The organism is Pantoea sp. MBLJ3 (assembly GCF_000816655.1).
GTDB lineage: Bacteria > Pseudomonadota > Gammaproteobacteria > Enterobacterales > Enterobacteriaceae > Pantoea > Pantoea eucalypti.
Genome location: NZ_JSUT01000002.1, coordinates 402,663 through 425,220, shown reverse-complemented (window position 1 = coordinate 425,220; position 22,558 = coordinate 402,663). Strand labels below are relative to the sequence as shown.

At 54.8% G+C, this 22,558-nt stretch carries 23 protein-coding genes, 1 tRNA gene and 1 pseudogene; 15 read left to right on the top strand and 10 right to left on the bottom strand.

Translation table 11 applies throughout. From position 1 onward, the window contains the following. Positions 1-157: 157 nt before the first annotated feature. The 7 genes and pseudogenes from NP77_RS03000 to NP77_RS02970 form a co-directional block, all read left to right on the top strand. Positions 158-393 (top strand): annotated as a pseudogene (locus NP77_RS03000) (phosphatidate cytidylyltransferase); the annotation flags it as partial. Positions 394-424: 31 nt separating this feature from the next. After that, positions 425-2,179: a type VI secretion system baseplate subunit TssF gene (tssF, locus tag NP77_RS02995; RefSeq protein ID WP_039658971.1), complete on the top strand. Its 1,755-nt coding sequence runs from the start codon at positions 425-427 to the stop codon at positions 2,177-2,179. After that, positions 2,143-3,228, top strand: coding sequence for a type VI secretion system baseplate subunit TssG (gene tssG, locus NP77_RS02990; protein ID WP_039658969.1), 1,086 nt, complete (start codon positions 2,143-2,145; stop codon positions 3,226-3,228). The genes tssF and tssG overlap by 37 nt, the downstream gene beginning before the upstream one ends. Further along, on the top strand, positions 3,206-3,751 hold the full coding sequence (gene tssJ, locus NP77_RS02985; RefSeq protein ID WP_039658968.1) for a type VI secretion system lipoprotein TssJ: 546 nt from the start codon (positions 3,206-3,208) through the stop codon (positions 3,749-3,751). Before tssG ends, tssJ begins: the two co-directional genes overlap by 23 nt. Further along, positions 3,751-4,206, top strand: a complete 456-nt coding sequence (gene tssE, locus NP77_RS02980) for a type VI secretion system baseplate subunit TssE (RefSeq protein WP_039658967.1) — start codon at positions 3,751-3,753, stop codon at positions 4,204-4,206. Before tssJ ends, tssE begins: the two co-directional genes overlap by 1 nt. Positions 4,207-4,220: 14 nt before the next feature. After that, positions 4,221-4,691, top strand: a complete 471-nt coding sequence (locus NP77_RS02975) for a hypothetical protein (RefSeq protein WP_039658966.1) — start codon at positions 4,221-4,223, stop codon at positions 4,689-4,691. A 108-nt stretch (positions 4,692-4,799) separates the two neighbouring features. Further along, positions 4,800-6,191, top strand: coding sequence for a VasL domain-containing protein (locus NP77_RS02970; RefSeq protein WP_039658965.1), 1,392 nt, complete (start codon positions 4,800-4,802; stop codon positions 6,189-6,191). A gap of 373 nt (positions 6,192-6,564) precedes the next feature. Here the strand turns inward: NP77_RS02970 and NP77_RS02965 are convergent. The 6 genes from NP77_RS02965 to aspA all read right to left on the bottom strand — a co-directional run bounded on the left by NP77_RS02965 (position 6,565) and on the right by aspA (position 12,293). After that, positions 6,565-6,640, bottom strand: a tRNA-Phe gene (locus tag NP77_RS02965). 107 nt (positions 6,641-6,747) lie between these two features. Continuing rightward, complete coding sequence (locus NP77_RS02960; protein ID WP_039658962.1) at positions 6,748-7,326, bottom strand: transcriptional regulator; 579 nt, start codon at positions 7,324-7,326, stop codon at positions 6,748-6,750. A 62-nt stretch (positions 7,327-7,388) separates the two neighbouring features. Further along, positions 7,389-9,089: a protein-disulfide reductase DsbD gene (locus NP77_RS02955; protein WP_039658960.1), complete on the bottom strand. Its 1,701-nt coding sequence runs from the start codon at positions 9,087-9,089 to the stop codon at positions 7,389-7,391. After that, positions 9,065-9,379, bottom strand: a complete 315-nt coding sequence (gene cutA / locus NP77_RS02950) for a divalent cation tolerance protein CutA (protein ID WP_003848322.1) — start codon at positions 9,377-9,379, stop codon at positions 9,065-9,067. The genes NP77_RS02955 and cutA overlap by 25 nt, the downstream gene beginning before the upstream one ends. A gap of 64 nt (positions 9,380-9,443) precedes the next feature. Beyond that, positions 9,444-10,745, bottom strand: a complete 1,302-nt coding sequence (locus tag NP77_RS02945; RefSeq protein ID WP_008925391.1) for an anaerobic C4-dicarboxylate transporter — start codon at positions 10,743-10,745, stop codon at positions 9,444-9,446. A 111-nt stretch (positions 10,746-10,856) separates the two neighbouring features. Then, positions 10,857-12,293 (bottom strand): aspartate ammonia-lyase, encoded by a 1,437-nt coding sequence (aspA, locus tag NP77_RS02940; protein ID WP_003848319.1) that lies wholly within the window; start codon positions 12,291-12,293, stop codon positions 10,857-10,859. 328 nt (positions 12,294-12,621) lie between these two features. On the opposite strand from aspA, the gene NP77_RS02935 reads away from it, so the two are divergent. The 4 genes from NP77_RS02935 to NP77_RS02920 all read left to right on the top strand — a co-directional run bounded on the left by NP77_RS02935 (position 12,622) and on the right by NP77_RS02920 (position 15,976). Further along, positions 12,622-13,083, top strand: coding sequence for an FxsA family protein (locus NP77_RS02935; protein ID WP_181405311.1), 462 nt, complete (start codon positions 12,622-12,624; stop codon positions 13,081-13,083). A gap of 229 nt (positions 13,084-13,312) precedes the next feature. Then, positions 13,313-13,606 (top strand): co-chaperone GroES, encoded by a 294-nt coding sequence (locus NP77_RS02930; RefSeq protein ID WP_003848316.1) that lies wholly within the window; start codon positions 13,313-13,315, stop codon positions 13,604-13,606. 49 nt (positions 13,607-13,655) lie between these two features. Continuing rightward, positions 13,656-15,305 carry a chaperonin GroEL gene (groL, locus tag NP77_RS02925; RefSeq protein ID WP_003848314.1) on the top strand — a complete coding sequence of 550 codons (1,650 nt, stop codon included), beginning with the start codon at positions 13,656-13,658 and terminating at the stop codon, positions 15,303-15,305. Positions 15,306-15,628: 323 nt separating this feature from the next. Beyond that, complete coding sequence (locus tag NP77_RS02920; RefSeq protein WP_008925394.1) at positions 15,629-15,976, top strand: DUF4156 domain-containing protein; 348 nt, start codon at positions 15,629-15,631, stop codon at positions 15,974-15,976. A 53-nt stretch (positions 15,977-16,029) separates the two neighbouring features. Here NP77_RS02920 and epmB read toward each other — a convergent pair whose 3' ends face one another. Then, a complete protein-coding gene (epmB, locus tag NP77_RS02915) occupies positions 16,030-17,058 on the bottom strand; it encodes an EF-P beta-lysylation protein EpmB (RefSeq protein WP_039658956.1) in 1,029 nt (342 codons plus the stop codon). Positions 17,059-17,101: 43 nt separating this feature from the next. Between epmB and efp the strand changes: the two genes are divergently transcribed. The 3 genes from efp (at position 17,102) to NP77_RS02900 (ending at position 18,087) form a co-directional block, all read left to right on the top strand. Next, positions 17,102-17,668 carry an elongation factor P gene (gene efp, locus NP77_RS02910; RefSeq protein ID WP_008925396.1) on the top strand — a complete coding sequence of 189 codons (567 nt, stop codon included), beginning with the start codon at positions 17,102-17,104 and terminating at the stop codon, positions 17,666-17,668. A gap of 51 nt (positions 17,669-17,719) precedes the next feature. Continuing rightward, a complete protein-coding gene (locus NP77_RS02905) occupies positions 17,720-17,851 on the top strand; it encodes an entericidin A/B family lipoprotein (RefSeq protein ID WP_003848306.1) in 132 nt (43 codons plus the stop codon). A 101-nt stretch (positions 17,852-17,952) separates the two neighbouring features. Next, positions 17,953-18,087: an entericidin A/B family lipoprotein gene (locus NP77_RS02900; RefSeq protein ID WP_003848302.1), complete on the top strand. Its 135-nt coding sequence runs from the start codon at positions 17,953-17,955 to the stop codon at positions 18,085-18,087. 55 nt (positions 18,088-18,142) lie between these two features. On the opposite strand, the gene NP77_RS02895 is transcribed toward NP77_RS02900, so the two are convergent. Further along, complete coding sequence (locus NP77_RS02895) at positions 18,143-18,667, bottom strand: lipocalin family protein (protein WP_039658952.1); 525 nt, start codon at positions 18,665-18,667, stop codon at positions 18,143-18,145. 135 nt (positions 18,668-18,802) lie between these two features. Here NP77_RS02895 and epmA point away from each other — a divergent pair, with 135 nt between their 5' ends. Next, entirely contained in the window at positions 18,803-19,780 is a 978-nt protein-coding gene (gene epmA / locus NP77_RS02890) for an elongation factor P--(R)-beta-lysine ligase (RefSeq protein ID WP_008925398.1), read from the top strand. A 151-nt stretch (positions 19,781-19,931) separates the two neighbouring features. On the opposite strand, the gene degS is transcribed toward epmA, so the two are convergent. Then, positions 19,932-20,993 (bottom strand): outer membrane-stress sensor serine endopeptidase DegS, encoded by a 1,062-nt coding sequence (degS, locus tag NP77_RS02885; RefSeq protein WP_003848295.1) that lies wholly within the window; start codon positions 20,991-20,993, stop codon positions 19,932-19,934. Between the two features lie 89 nt (positions 20,994-21,082). Then, positions 21,083-22,456 (bottom strand): serine endoprotease DegQ, encoded by a 1,374-nt coding sequence (gene degQ, locus NP77_RS02880; protein WP_008925399.1) that lies wholly within the window; start codon positions 22,454-22,456, stop codon positions 21,083-21,085. Positions 22,457-22,558 lie beyond the last annotated feature (102 nt).

Sequence of the window (22,558 nt, the reverse complement as noted above, 5' to 3'; positions counted from 1 at the left end):
GCCCGCTTGCCACACGCGACCAGCGCTGGGCGCAAAACAGTGCCCGCTGGTTAGGGAAAATGAACATCACACCGAACCAGATTTCGCTTGCCAGTATTGTCTGCGCGCTGATGGCGTGCGTCGCGTTTAGCCTGGCGTTTACCTGCCTGAGCGTATGGGCGCACTGCTGTGGTGGGTCACTCCTTTCGCACCGTGGCAGGCCGCGCTGATCTCTCTGGTGATTACGCTGCTGGGCTTTGCAGGCGGGCTATGCATGTCCGCGATTAAACGAGATCGCGGCGTAAAGGACTTCGGTACGATGATCGAGGGACATGGAGGAATGATGGATCGTATTGATTCGCTCTGTTTTGCCGCACCGGTTTTTTCCATCTTGTCAGTTTTTATTTCGCCTGAACCTTCCCCTGACCAATCAGAATAAAATGCTATGGATGACTTAACTCTGCGTTATTACGACGCTGAAATGCGCTACCTGCTGGAAGCCGGTGAAGAGTTTGCCCGTGCTCACCCTGAGCAGGCAGCCATGCTCAACCTTGATAAAGCGGGGGCGCGTGACCCGTTCGTGGAGCGCCTGTTTGAAGGCTTTGCCTTCCTGATGGGCCGGCTTCGCGAGAAGCTTGATGACGATCTGCCGGAGCTGACCGAAGGACTGGTCAGCCTGCTATGGCCGCATTACCTGCGCACCATTCCGTCGATGTCGGTAGTGGAGTTCACGCCCGACTGGCGTGAAATGAAAGAGCAGATGCGCATTGTAAAAGGTTTTGAGGTGAACTCGCGGCCCGTCGGTGAGAAGGGCACGCGCTGCCGCTATAGCACTACCAAAGAGATTATCCTTCAGCCGCTGTCACTGGAATATGCCCGATTATCGACGGGTCCTGACGGGCATTCGATCATCAGCCTGCGCTTTAACTGCAGCCATCTTGCCGACTGGAGCCGGGTCGATCTCCGACAGATACCCCTTTACTTCAATGCTGACGCACCACTGGCCTGTGCCATGCATGAAGCCTTTACCATGAACACGGCGCAGTTCTGGCTACGGATGCCGGGTGACACGGACAGAAGACCGCTTGCCGGACATTTCACCGCGCTGGGATTTGGCGATGACGATACCCTCTGGCCGAAAGGAAACTGCAGCTTCAGCGGCTACCAGTTACTGCTGGAGTATTTCACCTTCCGTGAGAAATTCATGTTCACGGGCCTGCGTGGGCTGGAGAAAGTGGTCTTTCCGGCTGAGCTCCCCTGGTTTGAAATCGATGTGGTACTGGCGCAACGCTGGGAGCATGATTTCAATTTTACGGAAAAGCACCTTCGCCTGAACTGCGTACCGGTAATCAACCTGTTCCCGCTGGAGTCGGATCCGCTGACGCTTAACGCACTGCAGACTGAATATATGCTGCGTCCGATGCGCGTGCAGGATGGCCATACCGAGATATATGCGGTGGATTCGGTGATGTCATCGAGCCAGCATACCTATGTCCCATTTTCCGGGTTTCGCCACAAAGGCGGAATGATGCGGCATGAAGCGCCGGAATATTACTACCATACCCGCGTGCGTCGGGGGCCTTCCGGGCTGCATAACACCTGGCTTATCCTCGGCGGCGAAGCCTTTGATAACCATACGGTCCCGGAAGATGAAAGTCTGTCACTGACGCTCACCGGCACCAACGGCCAGCTGCCACGCCGTGCGCTGCAGAGCACGGTTCTCGATACGGTGATGAAAACCACCTCGGCCAGCATCGCCGTACGTAACCTTTGCGCGCCGACGCTGCCCTGTTATCCCCCGGCACAGGATCGTTTTCACTGGCGCGTGCTGAGCCATCTCGGCAGCGGGTTTCTGTCAATGATGGACAACGCCGACGTGCTACGCGGCACCCTGGCGCTGTACGAGTGGACTGACAGCGAGATGAACCGCCGCCGCCTGGAAGCCATCATTGACGTGAAGCACAGCGAAACCGAGCGCTTTGAGCAGGGCTACCTGGTGCGTGGTGTGCAGATCGAAGTGACGCTCGACAGCCACGGTTTTGCCGGACGTGGCGACATCTGTTTATTTGGCGAGATGCTGAGTCGCTTCTTCGCGCTCTACACCGATATCTACCTGTTTAACCGCCTGATTATTATCCTGCAACCGACCGGAGAACGCCTGCAATGGGAAGAGAAGCACAACCGCCGCATTCCCGGCTGAGCCCGCGACTGGAAGCTGATCTTCATCGCATTAACTTTTACCGTTTATGTCAGCTGCTGGAGAAGCGTAATCCCGGCGGGCCGCTAATGGGCTCAACCAGCCATCCGGCGGATGACCCGGTGCGATTTGCACCGCATCCGGGAATGGGGTTTCCGGTCGGTGAACTGAAAGCTGTCGACTATGACGAGGCTGATGACAGCAGGCCTCCGCTCATCCGAACAACCTTTATGGGGATGTATGGTGTCGATTCCCCCTTGCCGACCACCTATCTTGATGACATCACTCAGCGCCGTGAAGGGCATGAAGCGCTGCAGGGGTTTCTGGATATCTTCAGCCACCGCATCCTGACGCAGTTTTACCGCATCTGGCGTAAATATTCTTACCCGGCCACATTTGAGCCCGGCGGGACCGACACCATTTCGCAGTCGCTTCTGGGTCTGGTGGGGCTGGGTATTCCCGGCACCGCTAACCATATTGCCACACCCGTCTCCCGCTTTCTGGCGCTGCTGGGTGTGCTGCAACAGCCCGGTAAAACCCAGGAGGGGATGCAGGGACTGGTGACTTTGCTGGCCCCGGATACCACTGTGCAGGTCAGTCCTTACTGTCTTCGGCCTGTAGAGGTCAGTCAGCCTCTGGGGTTTTACGGTGATAACGATTTTCTGCTGGACGGTAACACGCCGCTTGGCGAAGAGGCGATGGATGCCAACAGCCAGTTGCTGATTGCTCTGTCCACAGATAATGAGCAGGAGTCGCAAAACTGGAAGCCGGATGGCCTGCTGTATCAGGATTTTCTTGTGATGCTGCGCGTTTATCTTGGCTGGCGTTTTAAGGCAAAAATCACCCTGACCACCCGGACTCATCTGCTGGCCGCTCCACCGCTCGGCGACGGTCCTTTCTGGTTGGGTATGAACGGCGTACTGGGTGTGGAGAGAGATAATCTGCCGGACGACATCCCGCAGACTTTTACCACGGAACTGGGCTATTACACCGGCCTGCAGCCCGCTACACCACAACAAGGAAACCGACATGTTACGTACACATTTGATTAATCCCGCGTGCTGGCTACCTGCACTGCTGGCATGCAGTCTGACGGGCTGCGGGGTAACGCAGGGCATCACTGAGGGCACCAAATCGGCATTTAACGATCTGTTTTATAAAAAGATTAATGTGCTGCATCTGGATTTCACCGCACGTGAAGCGCTGAACACCGATTCACGGGAAAGTAACTCGCTGTCTGAACCGGTGGTGGTCCGGGTTTACCAGCTGAAAGACCGCAATACCTTTGACAAAACGGTCTACCAACAGCTGCTGAAAGAGGGAGAGGCCATTCTGCAAGCCGACCTGCTTGCCAGCCGTGATGTGGTGGTGAAGCCGGGCGGTGATGTCAGCCTGAATATGCCGATGGAGGCCGACGCGCAGTTTGTGGCGGTGGTGGGGTTGTTTCGCCACCCGGATACTGTCGACAACACCTGGAAGCGGGTGTTACAGCGTGAAGACCTCGATCCCGATAAGCCGCGCATTCTGGAAGCGGGTAACAATCATCTGACACTACTGCCGTTTAAGGACCGCTGATGACCCAGGGACATAACACACCTTCGCTGTATGAAATGCTCACCGGCCATTTCACCGGTGGCCTTGGTCTCAACCAGGTCAGTGAGGAAAATCAGCTTATCCTGTCAGTACTCGATAATATGCAGCGCATCCTTAACTGCCGTGCCGGCACGCTTGCACATCTGCCGGATTACGGCCTGCCCGATATGACCAGAATTCTGCAGGGGATGCCGGGAACGGCCCATGAGCTGATGGGCACGCTGTCGGCCGTGCTGCTCAAATATGAACCCCGATTGAAAAAGATAGATGTTGTTCTTCAGCAGCAGAATATTCCCGGCGAACTGCGCTATGCCATTGACGCTGAACTTAAAGGGGTTGGACTGGTGCGATATGGCACGGAGTTTATGCCCGAAGGGCGTGTTCTCCTGCGCCATCTTAAACAGCAGCAGTATCTCGACTCCGCAATCCGTATGTAAGGTCAGGCAACACCATGACAGTAAAATCGCAGTTCCTCAAAAAACTACGGGCCAGACAACCCGCGCCTGTCTCGTTTACCAGCAAAAATCAGGCCGATATCGCGGAGTTTCGCCTGCGAATGACGCAGCTTCAGGAGCAGATCGGCGTGTGGCTGGTGGATACCGGACTGAAGGTAGAGACGCTCAGTACATCCGTGACGGACCTGCTGGTGGAGGGTGGGGTTTTTGATATTTCTGCTATCGTTCTGCGTCACGACGACAGGATCGTAAAGTTTATGCCGCTATTTCTTTACGGTCAGGGCGTGACCGGATGTGTGGAGGTAACGCTCCATGCAGCAGGCGGCATAACGTTCCTGGGGCGTTTGTGCATGCGGTCAGGTAATTCGGGTGGCTGGTCTTTTATGTCGCCAGATGCTTTATCTCTGCCTGTACAGCATTTCGATGAAAGCACGTTTTTTAATCTGATTCTGGCGCTCCTGCCGTAGCGGTCAGTACCACTATTTCTGCAGAATCACACAATCTGAAAGCGAATCCGCAACTCCCTATACAAACCCTCTTCCACTGTTTCAGATCCGTCAAATGGACAACCTGTCATGAATGACATCACCCAACGTAAAATTAAAACCGGTGGCGATCCGCGTACGCTATCGGATTACGCCGCCCTTCGCGATGAACTGAGTAAGCTGACACATCCGGCGCGTCCTGATGTTAACTGGCATTATGTCGAAAAACTTTGCCTCTCGCTGTTTGAACAAAATGGAGTGGAGCTACAGACAGTGGCCTGGTATACGCTGGCCCGCACGCAGCTAACCGGATTATTCGGTCTCAATGAAGGGCTGGCGATACTGGAAGCCCTGATAAGTCACCAGTGGGGTGCGCTATGGCCTCAGCCTGTCCATGCTCGTATGGAAATTCTCAGCAGTCTGAGTCAGCGTCTGCATCAACTGATGCGTATGATCCCGCTGAATTACAGCGACCTCAGCCAGCTTTATCATGCAGAGCAAAAACTTACCCGGCTGGGAGAAGTATTACAGCGTCTGGAGCTTAAGCATCTGAGCCAGCTTGATACCCTGCGAACACTGCTGCACAACAGTGCTGTCCGGCTGGAAAACAGTGATGATACAACCTGTTCAGGGTTAAAAAATCAGTCTGGTATTGTGTCGCCAGCTTCCGTGACGAATGCGGCTGCCGCATCCACCAGAGAGCTTACGGATGGTTCGCCTGAAGATATCCAGACGCCAGGCGGCACAGTGAAATGGGTGTACGTTGCGCAGCCGGAACCGCAGCCGAATGTGGATGTGCTGGCGACAGTGCCCACGCCGGTGAAACAGTGGAAATCCTTTACGGCCGGGATGTGTACCATGCTGCTGATAAGCGCTGCCGCATTGTGGAGCTGGCACCTTATTCAACGGCCTTCCCCGCTGAGGGTTCAGCTTGCCGCCTCGCTGGCACCATTACCTGCAGTTCTTGCGCCTGACAAACTGGCGCAATTACGCCAGCAGTCTCCACTACCCGAGGAACTCCTCACTCAGACGCAGCAGCAGCTTGCCCGGCTGGATGAATTACCTGCTGACTGGAATATTGACTATAGCCGGATGTTGATTGAGCAGGCCAGGGTACTGTGGCCAGAGCAGGCAACATCTATGGCATTGCACTGGCAGCAACAGCTTAACGCTGCAGCACTACCGACAGACCGCCTGAATGGCTGGCATGAGGGGATGACAGCGCTACAGAAATTGAGTGACAGGCTAAACGGGCTGGATGAGAAGAAGGGAAAATATATGACGGTGAGTGAGCTGAAGTCAGTGGTCTTTTCCTCAATGCAGTCATTTAATCGATCCATACCGGCTGAGGAGCAACTGCGCGTGTTGTTCGCAAATCCTGCCGGTTTACCCTTGCCTGTCACAGCCAGAGTTCAACTGGAGATGCACCTGAAACAATTGATAGCCCGCTATGCGGCAATTAAACAGACCGCTAAAGAGTAAGCGCGGGAGAAACTCGTTAATTCATCCGTTTACCCAAAGAAATATGGCGGGCGATCTGACCCATCACCAGAGATCACTGACCATCAAACGGAGTCAGGCACGAAATGCGGATCGGCATTAGCGGAGATGAGTGGCATAAAAAGTATTGTTGAGGTGTAGAATCTGGCGCTTCAGAACGCAAAAAACCCGCCAGAGGCGGGTTTCTTTAAATTTTGGTGCCCGAACCCGGACAAAAATGCCGGGAGCATTTTTGCATTGCGCGCCTGCGCGACCCGTAGGGCGAGCCACAGGATGTGGCGAGTATATCGAACCTTCGATAACGGGTTCGCTTCAGAACGCAAAAAACCCGCCAGAGGCGGGTTTCTTTAAATTGTGGTGCCCGAACCCGGAATCGAACCAGGGACACGGGGATTTTCAATCCCCTGCTCTACCGACTGAGCTATTCGGGCAACGGGGCGCATTAAACCGTAAAGGCCGCGGGTCGTCAACGGCTTTCACTAAAAAACCCCAGGAAACGTGACTGATTGCCTGAATTTCAGTCAAAGCGGGTAAAACCTCAGGCCAGCGCGCCATTTTTGCGGCACAGCGCGATGTTGTAGACATCCTCCGCCAGCCGCTGAGCGGTGGCGACATCCTGCACATTACGCTTCACCAGTAGCCTGCTCAGACAACCTTCAAGGATCAGTTCCATCTGATCGGCCACCATACCTGGGTTATCCAGCTCCTGTTGCACCAGAATGTCATGGGTGAACTGCCATGAGCCGCGTTTTTGCTGCTCGGCCAGTTGATGGATGGGCTGATCGGGCTGAGGGTAGAAGCTACAGGCGGCGATAAACAGGCAGCCCGGGAAACGGCCTTTGCTGACCTGCTCACTCAGGACTTCATAGCGTGCCATCAGTTTCTGATCCGGCGACAGAGATTCATCCAGCAGAATCTGACGGCGCCAGGTTTCAATCTGCTGGCCGTGATAGCGGAGCGCATCATAAAGCAGCGCGTCGCGATCGGGCCAGAACTGCTGAAGCCGATCAAGCGTTAATTCAGTCTCTCCCGCCAGGGTTTCCAATGAGAGGGTGGCGGCGAGGCCGTTCTGTTCAAGCACATTCAATGCATGCTCGAGTATCTGTTCACGCTGCAAGTGACTCTCCTCTGGTATGCAGGCCCGGCAATTTCGCCGGGCAATGACCTGTCCAGTGTTGTTTATGGGGTAAGTTTCTGCAAATGCGCCTGGAAATCGGCGGCATTGAGAAACCCGGTGATGCGCGAGTCGGGGATTTCACGGCCCTGCGCATCAAAGAACAAAATGGTCGGTAAGCCCAGCACCCGAAGGTGCTGCAACAGCGCGTTGTCGCTGGCGCTGTTGGCTGTGACGTTAGCCTGTAGTAGCTGTACCTTGCTCAGGCTATCGCGCACGGCGCTATCACTAAAGGTATATTTTTCAAACTCCTTGCAGGCGACGCACCAGTCTGCGTAGAGATCGACCATAGTGATGCGACCATGTGCCTGCTGCAGCGCGCTATCGAGTTGTTGCGGCGTCTGGAGGGACTGGAACGGCAGCGGTGCCACAGCATGCTGTACCGCCTGACCGCCAAATGCCCAGTCCTGTAACGGACGTGCGCTGATTAACGCCGCAGCCAGCATGACAATCTGCACCACGCGCCACTTACCGCTGCTGGCACGCAGGCTGACGCTGAACGCCCAGCCAAAGAACGCCACGCCAAGCAGACTCCAGAGTCGCAATCCCCACACGTCGCCCAGTACCCGTTCCAGCAGGAAGACTGGCAACGCCAGGATGACAAAACCAAAGCCCTCTTTGACGGTTTGCATCCACGGACCGCTTTTCGGCAGCAGTCGATTTCCAGACAGGGTTACAGCGATCAGCGGTAATCCCATGCCGACCGCGTAGAGCCACAGCGTCCCGGCACCGGCCCAAAGATTTCCGCTCTGCGCGATATAAAGCAAAATAGCGCTAAGCGGGGCAGTGGTGCAGGGCGAGCAGATCAAGCCGGCCAGCGCGCCCATCAGAAAGACGCCGGGCAGCGATCCCCCCTGCTGACGATTGCTCCACAGTGTCAGACGGGTTTGCAGGCTCGAGGGCAGTTGCAGCGTAAACAGGCCGAACATCGACAGGGCCAGCACGATAAACAGCACGGAGAGCGTCAACAGCACATATGGGTGCTGCAACGCGGCCTGGAAGCGCAGGCCCGCGGCCGCGACCACCAGGCCCAGCAGCGTATAGGTCAGCGCCATTCCCTGAACATAAACCATCGCCAGCGCAAATAGCCGGCCCAGCGAATAGTGGCGATTTCCGCCCAGGATAATGCCGGAGATCAGCGGATACATCGGCAGCACACAGGGCGTAAATGCCACGCCGATGCCGATCAGCAGCGCCCAGAGCGGGGAAAAGGGCAGCGGATTAGCGGGCGTGGGCTGTGCACTGACCGGCGCAGGTGCGCTGCTGGCTGCTACCGCACTCACCGGTACGCTGCGCGTCTCGGGGGGATAACAGAACCCGGCGGCGGCACAACCCTGATATGTCACGCTGAGTGTGGCACCGGTGCCCGCCTGTTGCAGTATCACAGGCAGCGTCAGGTCCTGCGGATAGATCTCACTTTTGCCAAAGAATTCATCCTCATGCGGCTGACCAGCCGGTAGCGTCAGCGGCGCGAGGGTCGCGTTCTGCGGCGTGATGTGGATTTGCTGGCGATAGAGGTAATAGCCCGATTTCACTTTCCAGTGCAGATTAAGCTGAGCGCCCTGCTGGTCGAAGTCAAACGTAAACGCCTGATCAACGGGCACAAAGCGGCTGGTCGCCGGATTAGAAAAGAGGGATGCGTGCGCCTGCAGACAGATAAACAGCGTCAGCAGAAGCGTAATTAAGCGAGAGATGCGTGCAGCCATGACAAGTATTCACTATCTCCATGTTGAACCGGCAGCGCCAGCAATTCGGGGACATCGTAAGGGTGTGCTTCTTTAAGCAATTCACACAGCGCCTGCTGATGATCGCTGTCGCACTTCAGCAGCATCTGGATTTCGCTGCTCTTCTCCATTTTGCCCTGCCAGAGATACCAGGATGTGGCACCCGGCAGCAGTGTCACGCAGGCTGCCAGTCTGGCCTCCAGCGCTAAGGCGGCAAGATGGTCTGCCGTGGCCTGATCAGGCGCAGTGCAGAGGATAACGACAGCATTCATCCTGAGACTCCTGTTTAAAAGAGCGGCGATGATAGCACGCTCCATCCGTAACACGATGAGCGGGCTATAACAGCAACCCACCGAAGACGAAGCCAGAGAGCACCGACAGCGCAATGGCAATTACTCCGGGAATGATAAAGGCATGGTTAAAGACAAACTTGCCAATCCGGGTTGAGCCCGTGTCATCCATCTCAACGGCGGCCAGCAGGGTCGGGTAGGTCGGCAGCACAAACAGCGCCGAAACGGCGGCGAAGGAGGCGATGGCCGTCAGCGGCGTCACGCCCAGCAGCAGCGCGGCGGGCATCAGGGCTTTGGTGGTGGCGGCCTGCGAATAGAGCAGCATCGAGGCGAAGAAGAGCACCAGTGCCAGCATCCATGGATAGGTTTTTAGCGTATCACCAGCCAGCATCTGAATCTCGGCCAGATGCGCTTTTACAAAGGTATCACCCAGCCAGGCGACGCCCATTACGCAGATACAGGCGCTCATGCCGGATTTAAAGGTGCTGGCACTGAGGATCTCACTGGTGTCGAGTTTGCAGGTCAGGCTGATGAGTGTGGCGATGGTCAGCATAAACACCACAATCGCTTCATTGCGCGGCAGCGGTGGATTGACGATCAACCCGACGCTGGCGCTGGTTGCGGTGGCATAGAGCACCACAGCCACAATGCCCGTCAGAAACAGCAGCACCGATTTTTTCGCGCCCGGTTTTGCCTGGTAACGGCTGGCGCCACGCAGCGTGACTTCGCCTTTGGCGAGGCGGGCCTGATAAACCTCATCATCTTTCAGCTCACGGCCTAAGAAGTTAGTCACCAGCGCGGCCAGGAAGAGACCCACCATGGTTGAGGGGATGGCAATCGCCAGCAGGGTGATATAGCCGATACCGCGCGGTTCAAGCAGTGTGGCGAAGAAGACCACGGCGGCTGAAATCGGTGACGCAGTAATCGCTATTTGTGAAGCCACTACTGCAATCGACAGCGGCCGGGAAGGGCGTACGCCTTGCTCCTTCGCCACTTCCGCAATCACTGGCAGCGTCGAGAACGCAGTATGACCCGTACCGGCCAGCAGCGTCATCAGGTAGGTGACCAGCGGGGCCAGCAGCGTGACATGGCGCGGATGACGCCGCAGCAGGCGTTCAGCCAGGCTGACGAGATAATCCATGCCGCCCGCCACCTGCATCGCAGCGATAGCCGCGATCACCGCCATGATGATTTCAATCACATCGAACGGGATAGCGCCGGGTGCCATGCCAAATCCCAGCGTCAGGATCAACACGCCCATCCCGCCAGCAAAGCCAATGCCAATGCCGCCAAGACGTGCGCCCAACCAGATCGCCATCAAGACGATAATCAGCTCAACCACAAACATGAATCACTCCTGAACATTAAATCGGTAAAACCGGGGTGTGCTGTGTACCAAAAAAAAAGGCACACCGTTTTGATCGCGGTGTGCCTTTGGTTAACCAGCGTCGGTTAAGCCTTACTGTTCGTTTTCATCGGTATAACGTTTGGCTTTATAAACCGGGTACATCAGGTTCTGTACCGAGAAGATATCGTCCAGCTCACTTTCCGTCAGCAGACCACGCTCCAGCACGACCTCGCGCACGCTTTTACCGGTTTCCGCACAGATTTTGCCGACGATGTCGCCGTTGTGGTGGCCGATGTAAGGGTTAAGGTAAGTGACGATACCAATCGAGTTAAAGACATAGGCTTCGCACACTGCGCGGTTGGCGGTAATGCCGTTGACGCACTTCTCCAGCAGGTTGTAGCAGGCGTTAGTCAGGATGCTGATTGACTCAAACAGCGCCTGGCCAATGACCGGCTCCATCACGTTGAGCTGTAACTGACCCGCTTCAGAGGCCATCGTGACGGTGATGTCATTGCCAATCACTTTAAAGCAAACCTGGTTTACCACTTCCGGTACTACCGGATTGACCTTGGCTGGCATGATGGAGGAGCCTGCCTGCAGCTCTGGCAGATTGATTTCGTTCAGACCCGCGCGCGGACCGGAGGAGAGCAGGCGCAGGTCGTTACAGATTTTGGAGAGCTTCACGGCCAGACGTTTGAGTGACGAATGGACCATCACATAAGCGCCGCAGTCAGAGGTGGCTTCAATCAGATCTTCCGCCGGTACTACTGGCAGGTTGCTGACTTCCGCCAGACGCTGTACAGCCAGATGCTGATAGCCATCCGGCGTATTGAGGCGGGTACCGATGGCGGTCGCGCCCAGGTTTACTTCCAGCAGCAGTTCAGCGGTGCGCAGAATACTTTTGGTTTCTTCGTTCAGCAGCACGCTGAACGCGTGAAACTCCTGACCGAGGGTCATTGGCACGGCATCCTGCAACTGGGTGCGGCCCATTTTCAGGATGGTCTGGAATTCATCAGCTTTGTGCTGGAAGCCTTCGGCCAGCTGGCTGATGCCATCAAGCAGTTTCAGCAGAGAGCTGTAGACCGCGATGCGGAAACCGGTTGGATAGGCGTCGTTGGTAGACTGGCATTTGTTCACATGATCGTTGGGGTTGAGGTACTGATATTCCCCTTTCTGGTGGCCCATCAGCTCCAGGCCGATGTTCGCCAGCACCTCATTGGTGTTCATGTTGACCGAGGTTCCGGCACCGCCCTGATAGACATCAACAGGGAACTGGTCCATACAGCGGCCGTTGTTCAGCACTTCGTCGCAGGCCTTAATGATGGTATCGGCAATGTTGCGCGGAATAGTCTGCAGCTCTTTATTGGCCATCGCCGCTGCTTTTTTGACCATCACCATGCCGCGGACAAATTCAGGAATGTCACTGATTTTGCTGTTGCTGATATAAAAGTTCTCAATCGCACGCAGAGTATGAACGCCATAGTAAGCATCCGCCGGAACTTCGCGCATGCCTAACAGGTCTTCTTCGATACGAATGTTGTTCGCCATGATAACCTTCTTATTGTTGCCGCTAACCATCACAAAGGATGTGTTTATTTTGTCGTGGTGTGCCCGTGCCGACATATTATCCGTCTTCAAAGGGGCGTGTGCGATCATATTCTGATGCTTAAGAAAAGCACGCATGCAGATCACTTAATGCTGCAGTCTGGTTAACGATATGTGAAGTTGGTTACAAAATTAACCCCGCAGGATAAATTTGATACGATCGGTTGAAAATGGCGGCGCGGGTGCCCATCTCTTTTCTTATCATCCTCAGGATGAATGCTTTCTGCTGACCGGCACGCTGCCGTTCAGCCCCTACTTACAGGAGAGTACGGTGCGCTGGATACCGTTATTAGTCTTTTTTATTCTGGCCTGGATAGAGATTTCACTCTTCATTCAGGTGGCACACGTCATGGGCGTGCTGCTTACCATGCTGCTGGTGGTGTTCACCTCGTGCATCGGGGTGTCGCTGGTCAAAAATCAGGGCATGAAGAACTTTATGCTGATGCAGGAGAAGCTGGCGCGTAATGAAAGCCCGGCCAGTGAGATGATCAAAAGCGTGTCACTGATCATCGCGGGCTTCCTGCTGCTGTTGCCTGGCTTCTTCACTGATCTGCTGGGTCTGTTGCTGTTGCTGCCACCGGTACAGAAGCATCTGACGCTGAAACTGATGCCCCATCTGCGCGTCTGGCGCGGACCGGGTGCTGGCCCTGACAGCGGCTATACCATGGATGGCGAGTTCGAGCGTAAAAATAGCGATCGCCTTGAGCACCATGACGATCACAAGGATCGTTAACCGCAGTTTAAGCCTCTGAAAGCGCAACCTCCGGGTTGCGTTTTTTATTTACCCCATCATCTGTTTAAAAAGTCACCACTTATCACATCCGGATAAAAAAATTTGTTGTCCGCCCCCTTGAAAGTGGGTGGTGGCGGCCCTATCTCTCTGGTCACGAGGCCGGAAGCCATGCAGCCCGGTGTTCAACCCCAAAACTGAATGATTGGACTTCTCAAAGGAGAGCTATCAAATGAAAATTCGTCCATTGCACGATCGCGTCATCGTCAAGCGTAAAGAAGTTGAAGCTAAATCAGCTGGCGGCATCGTGCTGACCGGTTCTGCAGCCGGTAAATCCACCCGTGGTGAAGTTCTGGCTGTCGGCAATGGTCGCATCCTTGAGAGTGGCGACGTTAAGCCGCTGGACGTGAAGGTTGGTGACGTCGTGATCTTCAATGAAGGTTACGGTGCTAAAACCGAGAAAATCGACAACGAAGAGGTGCTTATCATCTCTGAGAGCGACATTCTGGCCGTTGTTGAAGCGTAATTTTTACGCGTAATTCACTGAACGAAACGAATTTAAGGGATATTTAAAGATGGCAGCTAAAGACGTAAAATTCGGTAATGACGCACGCGTAAAAATGCTGCGTGGCGTGAACGTACTGGCAGATGCAGTAAAAGTTACCCTGGGCCCGAAAGGCCGTAACGTGGTTCTGGATAAATCTTTTGGTGCACCGACCATCACTAAAGATGGTGTTTCTGTGGCACGTGAAATCGAGCTGGAAGACAAGTTCGAGAACATGGGCGCGCAGATGGTGAAAGAAGTGGCCTCTAAAGCGAACGACGCTGCAGGCGACGGCACCACCACTGCAACCGTACTGGCTCAGTCTATCATCACCGAAGGCCTGAAAGCGGTCGCAGCGGGTATGAACCCGATGGATCTGAAGCGCGGTATCGACCAGGCGGTTATCGCTGCAGTTGAGAAACTGAAAGCGCTGTCTGTGCCTTGCTCAGACTCTAAAGCCATTGCGCAGGTGGGTACCATCTCTGCTAACTCCGATGAAACTGTAGGCCAGCTGATTGCTCAGGCGATGGAAAAAGTCGGTAAAGAAGGCGTGATCACCGTTGAAGAAGGCACCGGCCTGCAGGATGAGCTGGATGTGGTTGAAGGTATGCAGTTTGATCGCGGCTACCTCTCTCCTTACTTCATCAACAAGCCAGAAACCGGTGCGATTGAACTGGAATCTCCGTTCATCCTGCTGGCTGACAAGAAAATTTCTAACATCCGTGAAATGCTGCCAGTGCTGGAAGCCGTTGCGAAAGCAGGCAAACCACTGCTGATCATCGCGGAAGATGTTGAAGGCGAAGCGCTGGCAACGCTGGTGGTTAACACCATGCGTGGCATCGTGAAAGTGGCTGCTGTGAAAGCACCAGGCTTCGGCGACCGTCGTAAAGCGATGCTGCAGGATATCGCTATCCTGACCGGTGGTACCGTGATCTCTGAAGAGATCGGTATGGAGCTGGAAAAAGCGGCTCTGGAAGATCTGGGCCAGGCTAAACGCGTTGTGATTAACAAAGACACCACCACCATCATCGACGGTGTGGGTGAAGAAGCGACAATCCAGGGCCGTGTCACCCAGATTCGTCAGCAGATCGAAGAAGCAACCTCTGACTACGACAAAGAAAAACTGCAGGAGCGCGTAGCGAAACTGGCAGGCGGCGTAGCCGTTCTGAAAGTAGGCGCAGCAACTGAAGTTGAAATGAAAGAGAAGAAAGCCCGCGTTGAAGATGCGCTGCACGCAACCCGTGCTGCTGTAGAAGAAGGCGTGGTTGCAGGTGGTGGTGTGGCGCTGGTTCGCGTTGCAGCACAGCTGGCGGATCTGCGTGGTCAGAACGAAGATCAGAACGTCGGTATCAAAGTTGCGCTGCGCGCGATGGAATCTCCACTGCGTCAGATCGTGTCTAACGCCGGTGAAGAGCCATCTGTTGTTGCTAACAACGTGAAAGCGGGCGACGGTAACTACGGTTACAACGCGCAGACTGAAGAGTATGGCAACATGATCGACTTCGGTATCCTGGACCCAACCAAAGTGACCCGTTCTGCTCTGCAGTACGCGGCCTCAGTTGCAGGTCTGATGATCACCACCGAATGTATGGTCACTGACCTGCCTAAAGGCGACGCACCTGATTTAGGCGGCGGCGCTGGCGGTATGGGTGGCATGGGCGGTATGGGCGGCATGATGTAATTGCCGTTGACTGCTTAAGTCATCACAGAACCCCCGATCGGAAACGGTCGGGGGTTTTTCTTTTGGGCGGGAAAATAGTATAAGTAGTGTCGCAATCGTTCGTCTTTCCTCTTGATATCTTCCGCTGTCTGCATGCTGACTGCTGCCGCCTCGCCGGATGGACTTATTATCGTAAGTTACCGGGACGCGCCACTCTGCTGGCCTGAATACAGTATGAAATATGAAGATGATATAACGGGATTAAGGCAATGAATGTTCAGAAAAAAGAGATCTTTTTCTGCTACGCTGCCACCCGACTCTGATGATAATAAATGGGGATTACAATGCGGATTAACCTCTTGCTCGGACTGACGGCTGGCGCGTTATTGCTGGCGGGCTGCAGCAGCTCTACGCAACTCTCTTCAGCGGGGCAGCGTGTGACGTTTACCGATCAGCAGCCTGGCAATAACTGTCAGCTTCTGGGCAATATCACCGGCTCACAGAGCAACTGGCTGAGCGGTGCAGGCGGTGAAACCAGCGCACTGCGTGGTGCGGCCAATGATCTGCGCAATCGTGCAGCCGAGATGGGCGGCAACGTGATTTATGGTGCCACCAGCCCGACGCAGAATCTGTTGTCCGCGTTCGCGCCACTCGACAGCAAAATGACTGGCCAGGTTTATAAGTGCCCATAATGTGAGTCGGGCATCCTACCGTATTCAACCGGCCAGCCTTGCGCTGGCCGTTTTTATTCCTGACGTAACTGCAAATCTAACGGTGTTTTACTCGGCTCACCGCCAATTTCACGCGCCAGCTTTGGCACCAGATAGCCGGAGACCTGTGAGAGCAGGGACCGAACCAGCTGGCGTGCCTCGTCGTCTGAGACAAAGAAATGCGCGGCGCCCTGGACTTTGTCCAGCACGTGCAGATAGTAGGGCAGAATACCGGCATCAAACAGCGCATTGCTCAGAGTAGCCAGCGTCTGGGCATTATCATTGATGCCACGCAGCAGCACGCTCTGATTCAGCAGGGTCACACCGGCACGCTTCAGCCTGGTCATCGACTCATGCAGCGCCTCATCAATCTCCTGCGCATGGTTAATATGCGTCACCATAATCACCTGCAGACGGGTATCGCTTAGCATCTGACAGAGCTGATCGGTAATACGCGCTGGTATAACGACCGGTAAGCGGCTGTGAATGCGCAGACGTTTGAGATGCGGGATCTGTTCCAGCGCGGCGATCAGCCAGGCGAGCTCATGATCTTTGGCCATCAGAGGATCGCCGCCGGAAAAAATGATCTCATCCAGCTCGGGATGTTCGGCGATATAGTCCAGTGCAGCCTGCCAGCTACGCTTATTGCCGGGATTATCCTGATAGGGAAAATGACGGCGGAAGCAGTAGCGGCAGTTAACGGCACAACCGCCTTTTACCAGCAATAATGCCCGGTTTCGGTATTTATGCAGCAATCCAGGCACAACGTTGCTTTGTTCATCGAGCGGATCGGTGCTATAACCTGGCGCATCGATGAATTCCTGGCGACGGGTCAGTACCTGAAGCAGCAGTGGGTCGTGCGCATCGCCTTTTTTCATCCGGCGGATGAACGCATGCGGTACCCGTAAGGCGAAAAGACGCCGCGCATCCGCACCTTCAGCCAGCTCGGTGTGCTGATCCAGGGCTAAAATCCGCAGTAATTCATCAGGTTCGGTGACAACATCCGCAAGTTGCTGCAACCAATCTTCTCTGGAAGGTGTTTTTAGGGTTACAATGTGTGCCATTTTTTTGGCTTAGTACCAGTGTCAATTTTCGTAGAGGGCCTTCATGGCGACTTATTCTAGCAACGATTTCCGTCCCGGTCTTAAAATCATGTTCGAAGGCGAGCCGTATGCCATCGAATCCAGTGAGTTCGTTAAACCGGGTAAAGGTCAGGCATTCGCACGCGTTAAAATGCGTCGCCTGCTGACGGGTTCTCGCGTTGAGAAAACTTTTAAATCTACCGACTCCGCCGAAGGCGCAGACGTTGTAGATACCAACCTGAACTACCTGTACAACGACGGTGAGTTCTATCACTTCATGCACCCGGAAAGCTTTGAGCAGTTCCAGGTTGAAGAGAAAACGGTAAACGATGCAGCGAAATGGCTGCAGGATAACGCTGAGTGTATCGTTACGCTGTGGAACGGTCGCCCGATCGCCGTTCAGCCGCCGAACTTTATCGAAGCTGAAGTTATCGAAACCGATCCCGGCCTGAAAGGTGATACTGCGGGTACTGGCGGCAAGCCAGCCAAGCTGTCTACCGGCGCCGTGGTGAAAGTGCCATTGTTCGTGCAAGAGGGCGAAGTGGTCAAAGTTGACACCCGCTCTGGCGAATACGTGTCACGCGTGAAATAAGATTCGCAGGCGCATCTCCGGATGCGCCTTTTTCTTGTCTGAGAGAAAAAAATGATCAAGCTGGCAAAATTAATCGCGTTCGCGTTGCTGGTCTCTTCTGCGTTAAGCGCCTGCAACACATTCCACGGTTTTGGCGAAGACGTCTCCCACTTAGGTGGTGCCATTTCCCGTGCGGCAAAATGACCTAACGGATTGTCTTTTTTAGAGTCCCGCCAGCAGCAACGGCCGTAAATCCGGCTATGCTTAAAGCGCTGTACTTTACATCCATCAAAAAGGACATTGTTATGTTAAAGAAAAGTATTGCCGCAATCTTCTCTGTACTGGTGCTCTCTTCTCTGCTGACGGCGTGTAATACAACACGTGGCGTCGGTGAAGATGTCGAAGCGGGTGGCCAGGCGATTCAGAACAGCACGAAGTAACCTGTTATTCCAACCGGTACGAAATGCTTTTCGTACCGGCTTGCCAGCTTTTGCACTATTTCTGTTTTACCCAGATTAACTCTTCCACCGGGAAACCGTTCTGACGTGCCTGTTCAACCAGTTTCTCTTTGACGCCCGGCTCCAGCTGCGGTGTGCGTGACAGTATCCAGAGATAGTGGCGATTCGGGCCGCACACCATCGCATAGCGATAATCGGGATCCAGTGCGATAACGTTGTAGCCGCCGTAGAAGGGGCCAAAGAAAGAGACCTTCAGGGATGCACGCTGTGGCTCACCAGTGAAATAGGCTTTGCCCACGCTCTCCTGCCAGCGCTGCTTTTTAACGTTGTAGCCACGATTGATCACTTTCAGACCGCCATCATCACGTGGGCTGTAGTTTGCCGTTACCTGTTCAAGGCCGCGCTCAAAAGGGTGATTAAGGCGGGCAATCTCATACCACTGACCAAGGTAGCGCTGGCTGTCGAAGTTATCTATGACCGTGACGTTTTTTGGCGGCGTGGTACTGCAGGCGACTGAGAGAAAAGCACTCAGGCTGGCAACAACTGTTTTCCATGGAGACATAGTGGGATTCCTTTGTGATTTAACCGCTTAAGTATAGAAGCTGAAACGCTGTTATTGGCAGCATAGGCGCGAGATTGTTTGCCACATGCATTGCAGGTAGACTTCCCACCCTAATTTGTATCAGGAGTCATCACCATGAGCGAAACGGCAAGCTGGCAACCAAGCGCATCCATCGCCAATTTGTTAAAACGCGCCGCTATTTTAGCTGAAGTGCGTCGTTTCTTTGCCGATCGCGGCGTGCTGGAAGTGGATACGCCGGCGATGAGTCAGGCAACGATTACCGATATCCATCTGGTGCCATTCCAGACGCGTTTTGTCGGGCCTGGCGCGGCGCAGGGGCGCGATCTCTGGCTGATGACCAGCCCGGAATATCATATGAAGCGCCTGCTGGCGGCAGGCAGTGGCCCGATTTACCAGATGGCGCGCAGCTTCCGCAATGAAGAGGCGGGACGTCACCACAACCCCGAATTCACCATGCTGGAGTGGTATCGTCCGCATTACGACATGTACCGCCTGATGAATGAAGTCGACGATCTGATGCAGCAGGTGCTGGAGTGTGACAGCGCAGAGTCGCTCTCTTATCAGCAGGCGTTTATCCGTCATCTGGAGCTGGACCCGCTGTCTGCGGATAAAGCGCAGTTACGTGAAGCGGCTGAGAAGCTGGGTGAAGGCGAGCTGGCGCGCGCAGAAGAAGATCGCGATACCTTACTGATGCTGCTGTTTATGCTGGGCGTGGAGCCGAAGATTGGTCAGGATAAACCCTGCTTCGTTTATCATTTCCCGGCCAGCCAGGCAGCACTGGCGGAGATCAGTACTGAAGATCACCGTGTGGCTGAGCGCTTCGAGGTCTATTACAAGGGCATTGAGCTGGCGAACGGTTTTCGTGAACTGACCGATAGCCGTGAGCAGCGTCAGCGCTTCGAGCAGGATAACCGTCGCCGTGCGGCGCGTGGCCTGCCTGTACATCCCATTGATACTTATCTGCTGGATGCACTGGCGCATGGTATGCCAGCCTGTTCGGGGGTCGCGCTGGGTGTTGATCGTCTGATCATGCTGGCGTTGAAAGCGGAGTCATTGAGTGACGTGATCGCGTTTCCGGTGGATCGCTGCTAATCGGTTATTCACAAACGGTGACGGAATAGTGGGGAAGGGTTGGCCCGGATGAAGAGCAAAGCGTCCGAGCCAGGATGGCGAGGCCGACCGCCATGGATGGCGGCCTTCTTTTCGATCAGCTGGGCCATCCCTGACCTGGCTCCGGTTTTAGCTAGTTACTATTGTCCGGAAATTCCTGAATGGTCACCGGCAGCGTCAGTTTCTGATCGTTGCGCAGCACCTGCACCTCAATCACTGAACCCGGGCGAATTTCTGCCACCTGATCCATCGTCTCCTGTGCGGAAATGGCCGGCTTGCCGTTTACACTGAGCAGCACATCGTTGGCCTGAATCCCGGCTTTATCTGCGGGCCCGTCTGGTGTGACCACACTGACAATGATGCCCTGAACCCGATCCAGATTGCTGCCCTGTCCATGCAGCGGCGGTAACTCACGCCCGGTAATGCCGATATAGCCGCGGATGACCCGACCATCACGAATCAGCTTATCCATGATTTTTGAGGCTAAGACCGTTGGAATGGCGAAACCAATTCCTTCCGGTGTTTCACCATCATTGCTCTTATCAAAGGTCAGGGTATTAATACCCATCAGCTCGCCGAGCGAGTTAATCAGCGCACCGCCGGAGTTACCCTGGTTGATTGAGGCATCGGTCTGCAGGAAGTTCTGTCGGCCTGACGAACTCAGACCTACGCGGCCCGTGGCGCTGATAATGCCCTGCGTCACCGTCTGACCGAGGTTGTAAGGATTGCCGATCGCCATCACCACATCACCAATGTGCGGCTGACGGTTTGGATTAATCGGGATAACCGGCAGGCCGGAGGCCGTAATCTTGAGAACCGCCAGGTCGGTCATTCCATCGGAACCCACCAGCGTCGCTTCAAAGAAGCGGCCATCCTGCAGCGCCACGATGATCTGATCAGCATTGTTGATAACATGCTTGTTGGTAAGGATGTAGCCTTTAACATTCATGATCACCCCTGAACCCAGGGTAGTGATCCCACGATTGTTGTTGGTGTGGGCGCTGCGATTGTAAACGTTCACGACAGCAGGCACGGCGCGTCGCACCCCTTGATTGAAGCTAAAGGGCGTTTCGTCGGTAATATTTTCGTGGTTATAAAGGGCGTCGCTGCCCATACGCAGTGCAGGCAGTGCTGCGAGCAAAATACCCGCCACAATCAGGCCCAGCACCACGGCACGCAAGAGTTTAAGAAACATGGTGTTAAATCACGCCAGGGGAGATCGCAGGGGAGAATAGCATGAGAGCGGCGGACACACACGTGCTTGTGTCCGCCGTAATGCGAGGTTTATCTCAACAACAGATAGATACTTTCATCGCCACGCACTACATTCAGAGCCAGCACCGGCGGTTTACCCTCCAGTATTTTACGCATTTCAGCAATGGTCTGAACCCGGTTGCGGTTAACACCGATAATCACATCATCTTTCTGCAGACCCACCTGCTCAGCGGGTGTGCCTTTCTCGATGGTATCGACCTTCACGCCTTTATCCCCGGTTTTCGTCTGTCCATCACTCAGGGTTGCGCCCTGAAGCGCAGGGGACATCAGCTGTGCGCTCGCGGTAGTCTGGGCGCTCTGCTCCAGCGTGACGGTAACCGTTAACGGTTTCCCTTCACGCAGCAGGCCGAGTTTGACCTGTTCGCCTGGCGGTGTGGTGCCGACTTTTACGCGCAACTCAGCGAAGCTGGTAATCGGCTTATCGTTGATGGACGTAATAATATCGCCTGACTTCACGCCCGCTTTCTGTGCGGCAGACTGCGGTAAGACTTCAGAAACAAAGGCACCGCGCTGCGCATCGACATTAAAGGCCTTAGCCATATCGGCCGTCATTTCAGTGCCTTTAATACCCAGCTGACCACGCTTCACTTCACCGAACTTGATCAGCTGCTGCGCGAGGTTCATCGCCATATCACTGGGAATGGCGAAGCCGATACCGATGTTTCCGCCGCTGGAGGCGAGAATAGCGGTATTGATACCGATCAGCTCGCCGTTAAGATTGACCAGCGCACCGCCTGAGTTACCGCGGTTAATCGCAGCATCGGTCTGAATAAAGTTTTCCAGCCCTTCCAGGTTCAGGCCGCTACGGCCCAGCGCAGAGATAATGCCGGACGTGGCGGTCTGTCCCAGACCAAACGGGTTACCGATCGCCACCGCGAAGTCGCCCACTTTCAGCTGATCAGAATCCGCAACTTTCACCTGCGTAAGGTTTTTCGCGCCCTGAATCTGAATCAGCGCGATATCGGTCTGCTCATCATGGCCGATCAGTTTGGCGTCATATTCGCTGCCGTCGCCAAGCTGTACGCTGATCTTATCAGCACCGTTAACCACATGATTGTTGGTCAGTACGTAACCTTTGGCGGCATCAATAATGACGCCAGATCCCAGACCTTCAAACGGTTGAGGCTGGCTATTCCCGCCAGGCATCTGGCCGAAAAAGCGCTTAAGCGGTTCAGGAATATCCTGAGCCTGTGCACCTGAATCGGTGCCTTCCACGTGAACACTGACCACGGCGGGTAACACTTTCTCCAGCATCGGCGCCAGACTCGGCAGCGGCTGGCCCGCAATTTGTGCTGGCAGCGTTGCCATCGCGTCTGGCGCGGCGGCAAGACTCATCCCAATACTCAGGGCTAATGCGCTAAACAGGCGTGCTTGTTTTTTCATTGCTACAACGCTCTCGCTGCAAAAGGTGGGAGGAATTAATCAATGTGACAGTCGTTTGCGGTCAGGGTTCGCAAATTCAGTGGGCGCAGACAGGCTGCGCCC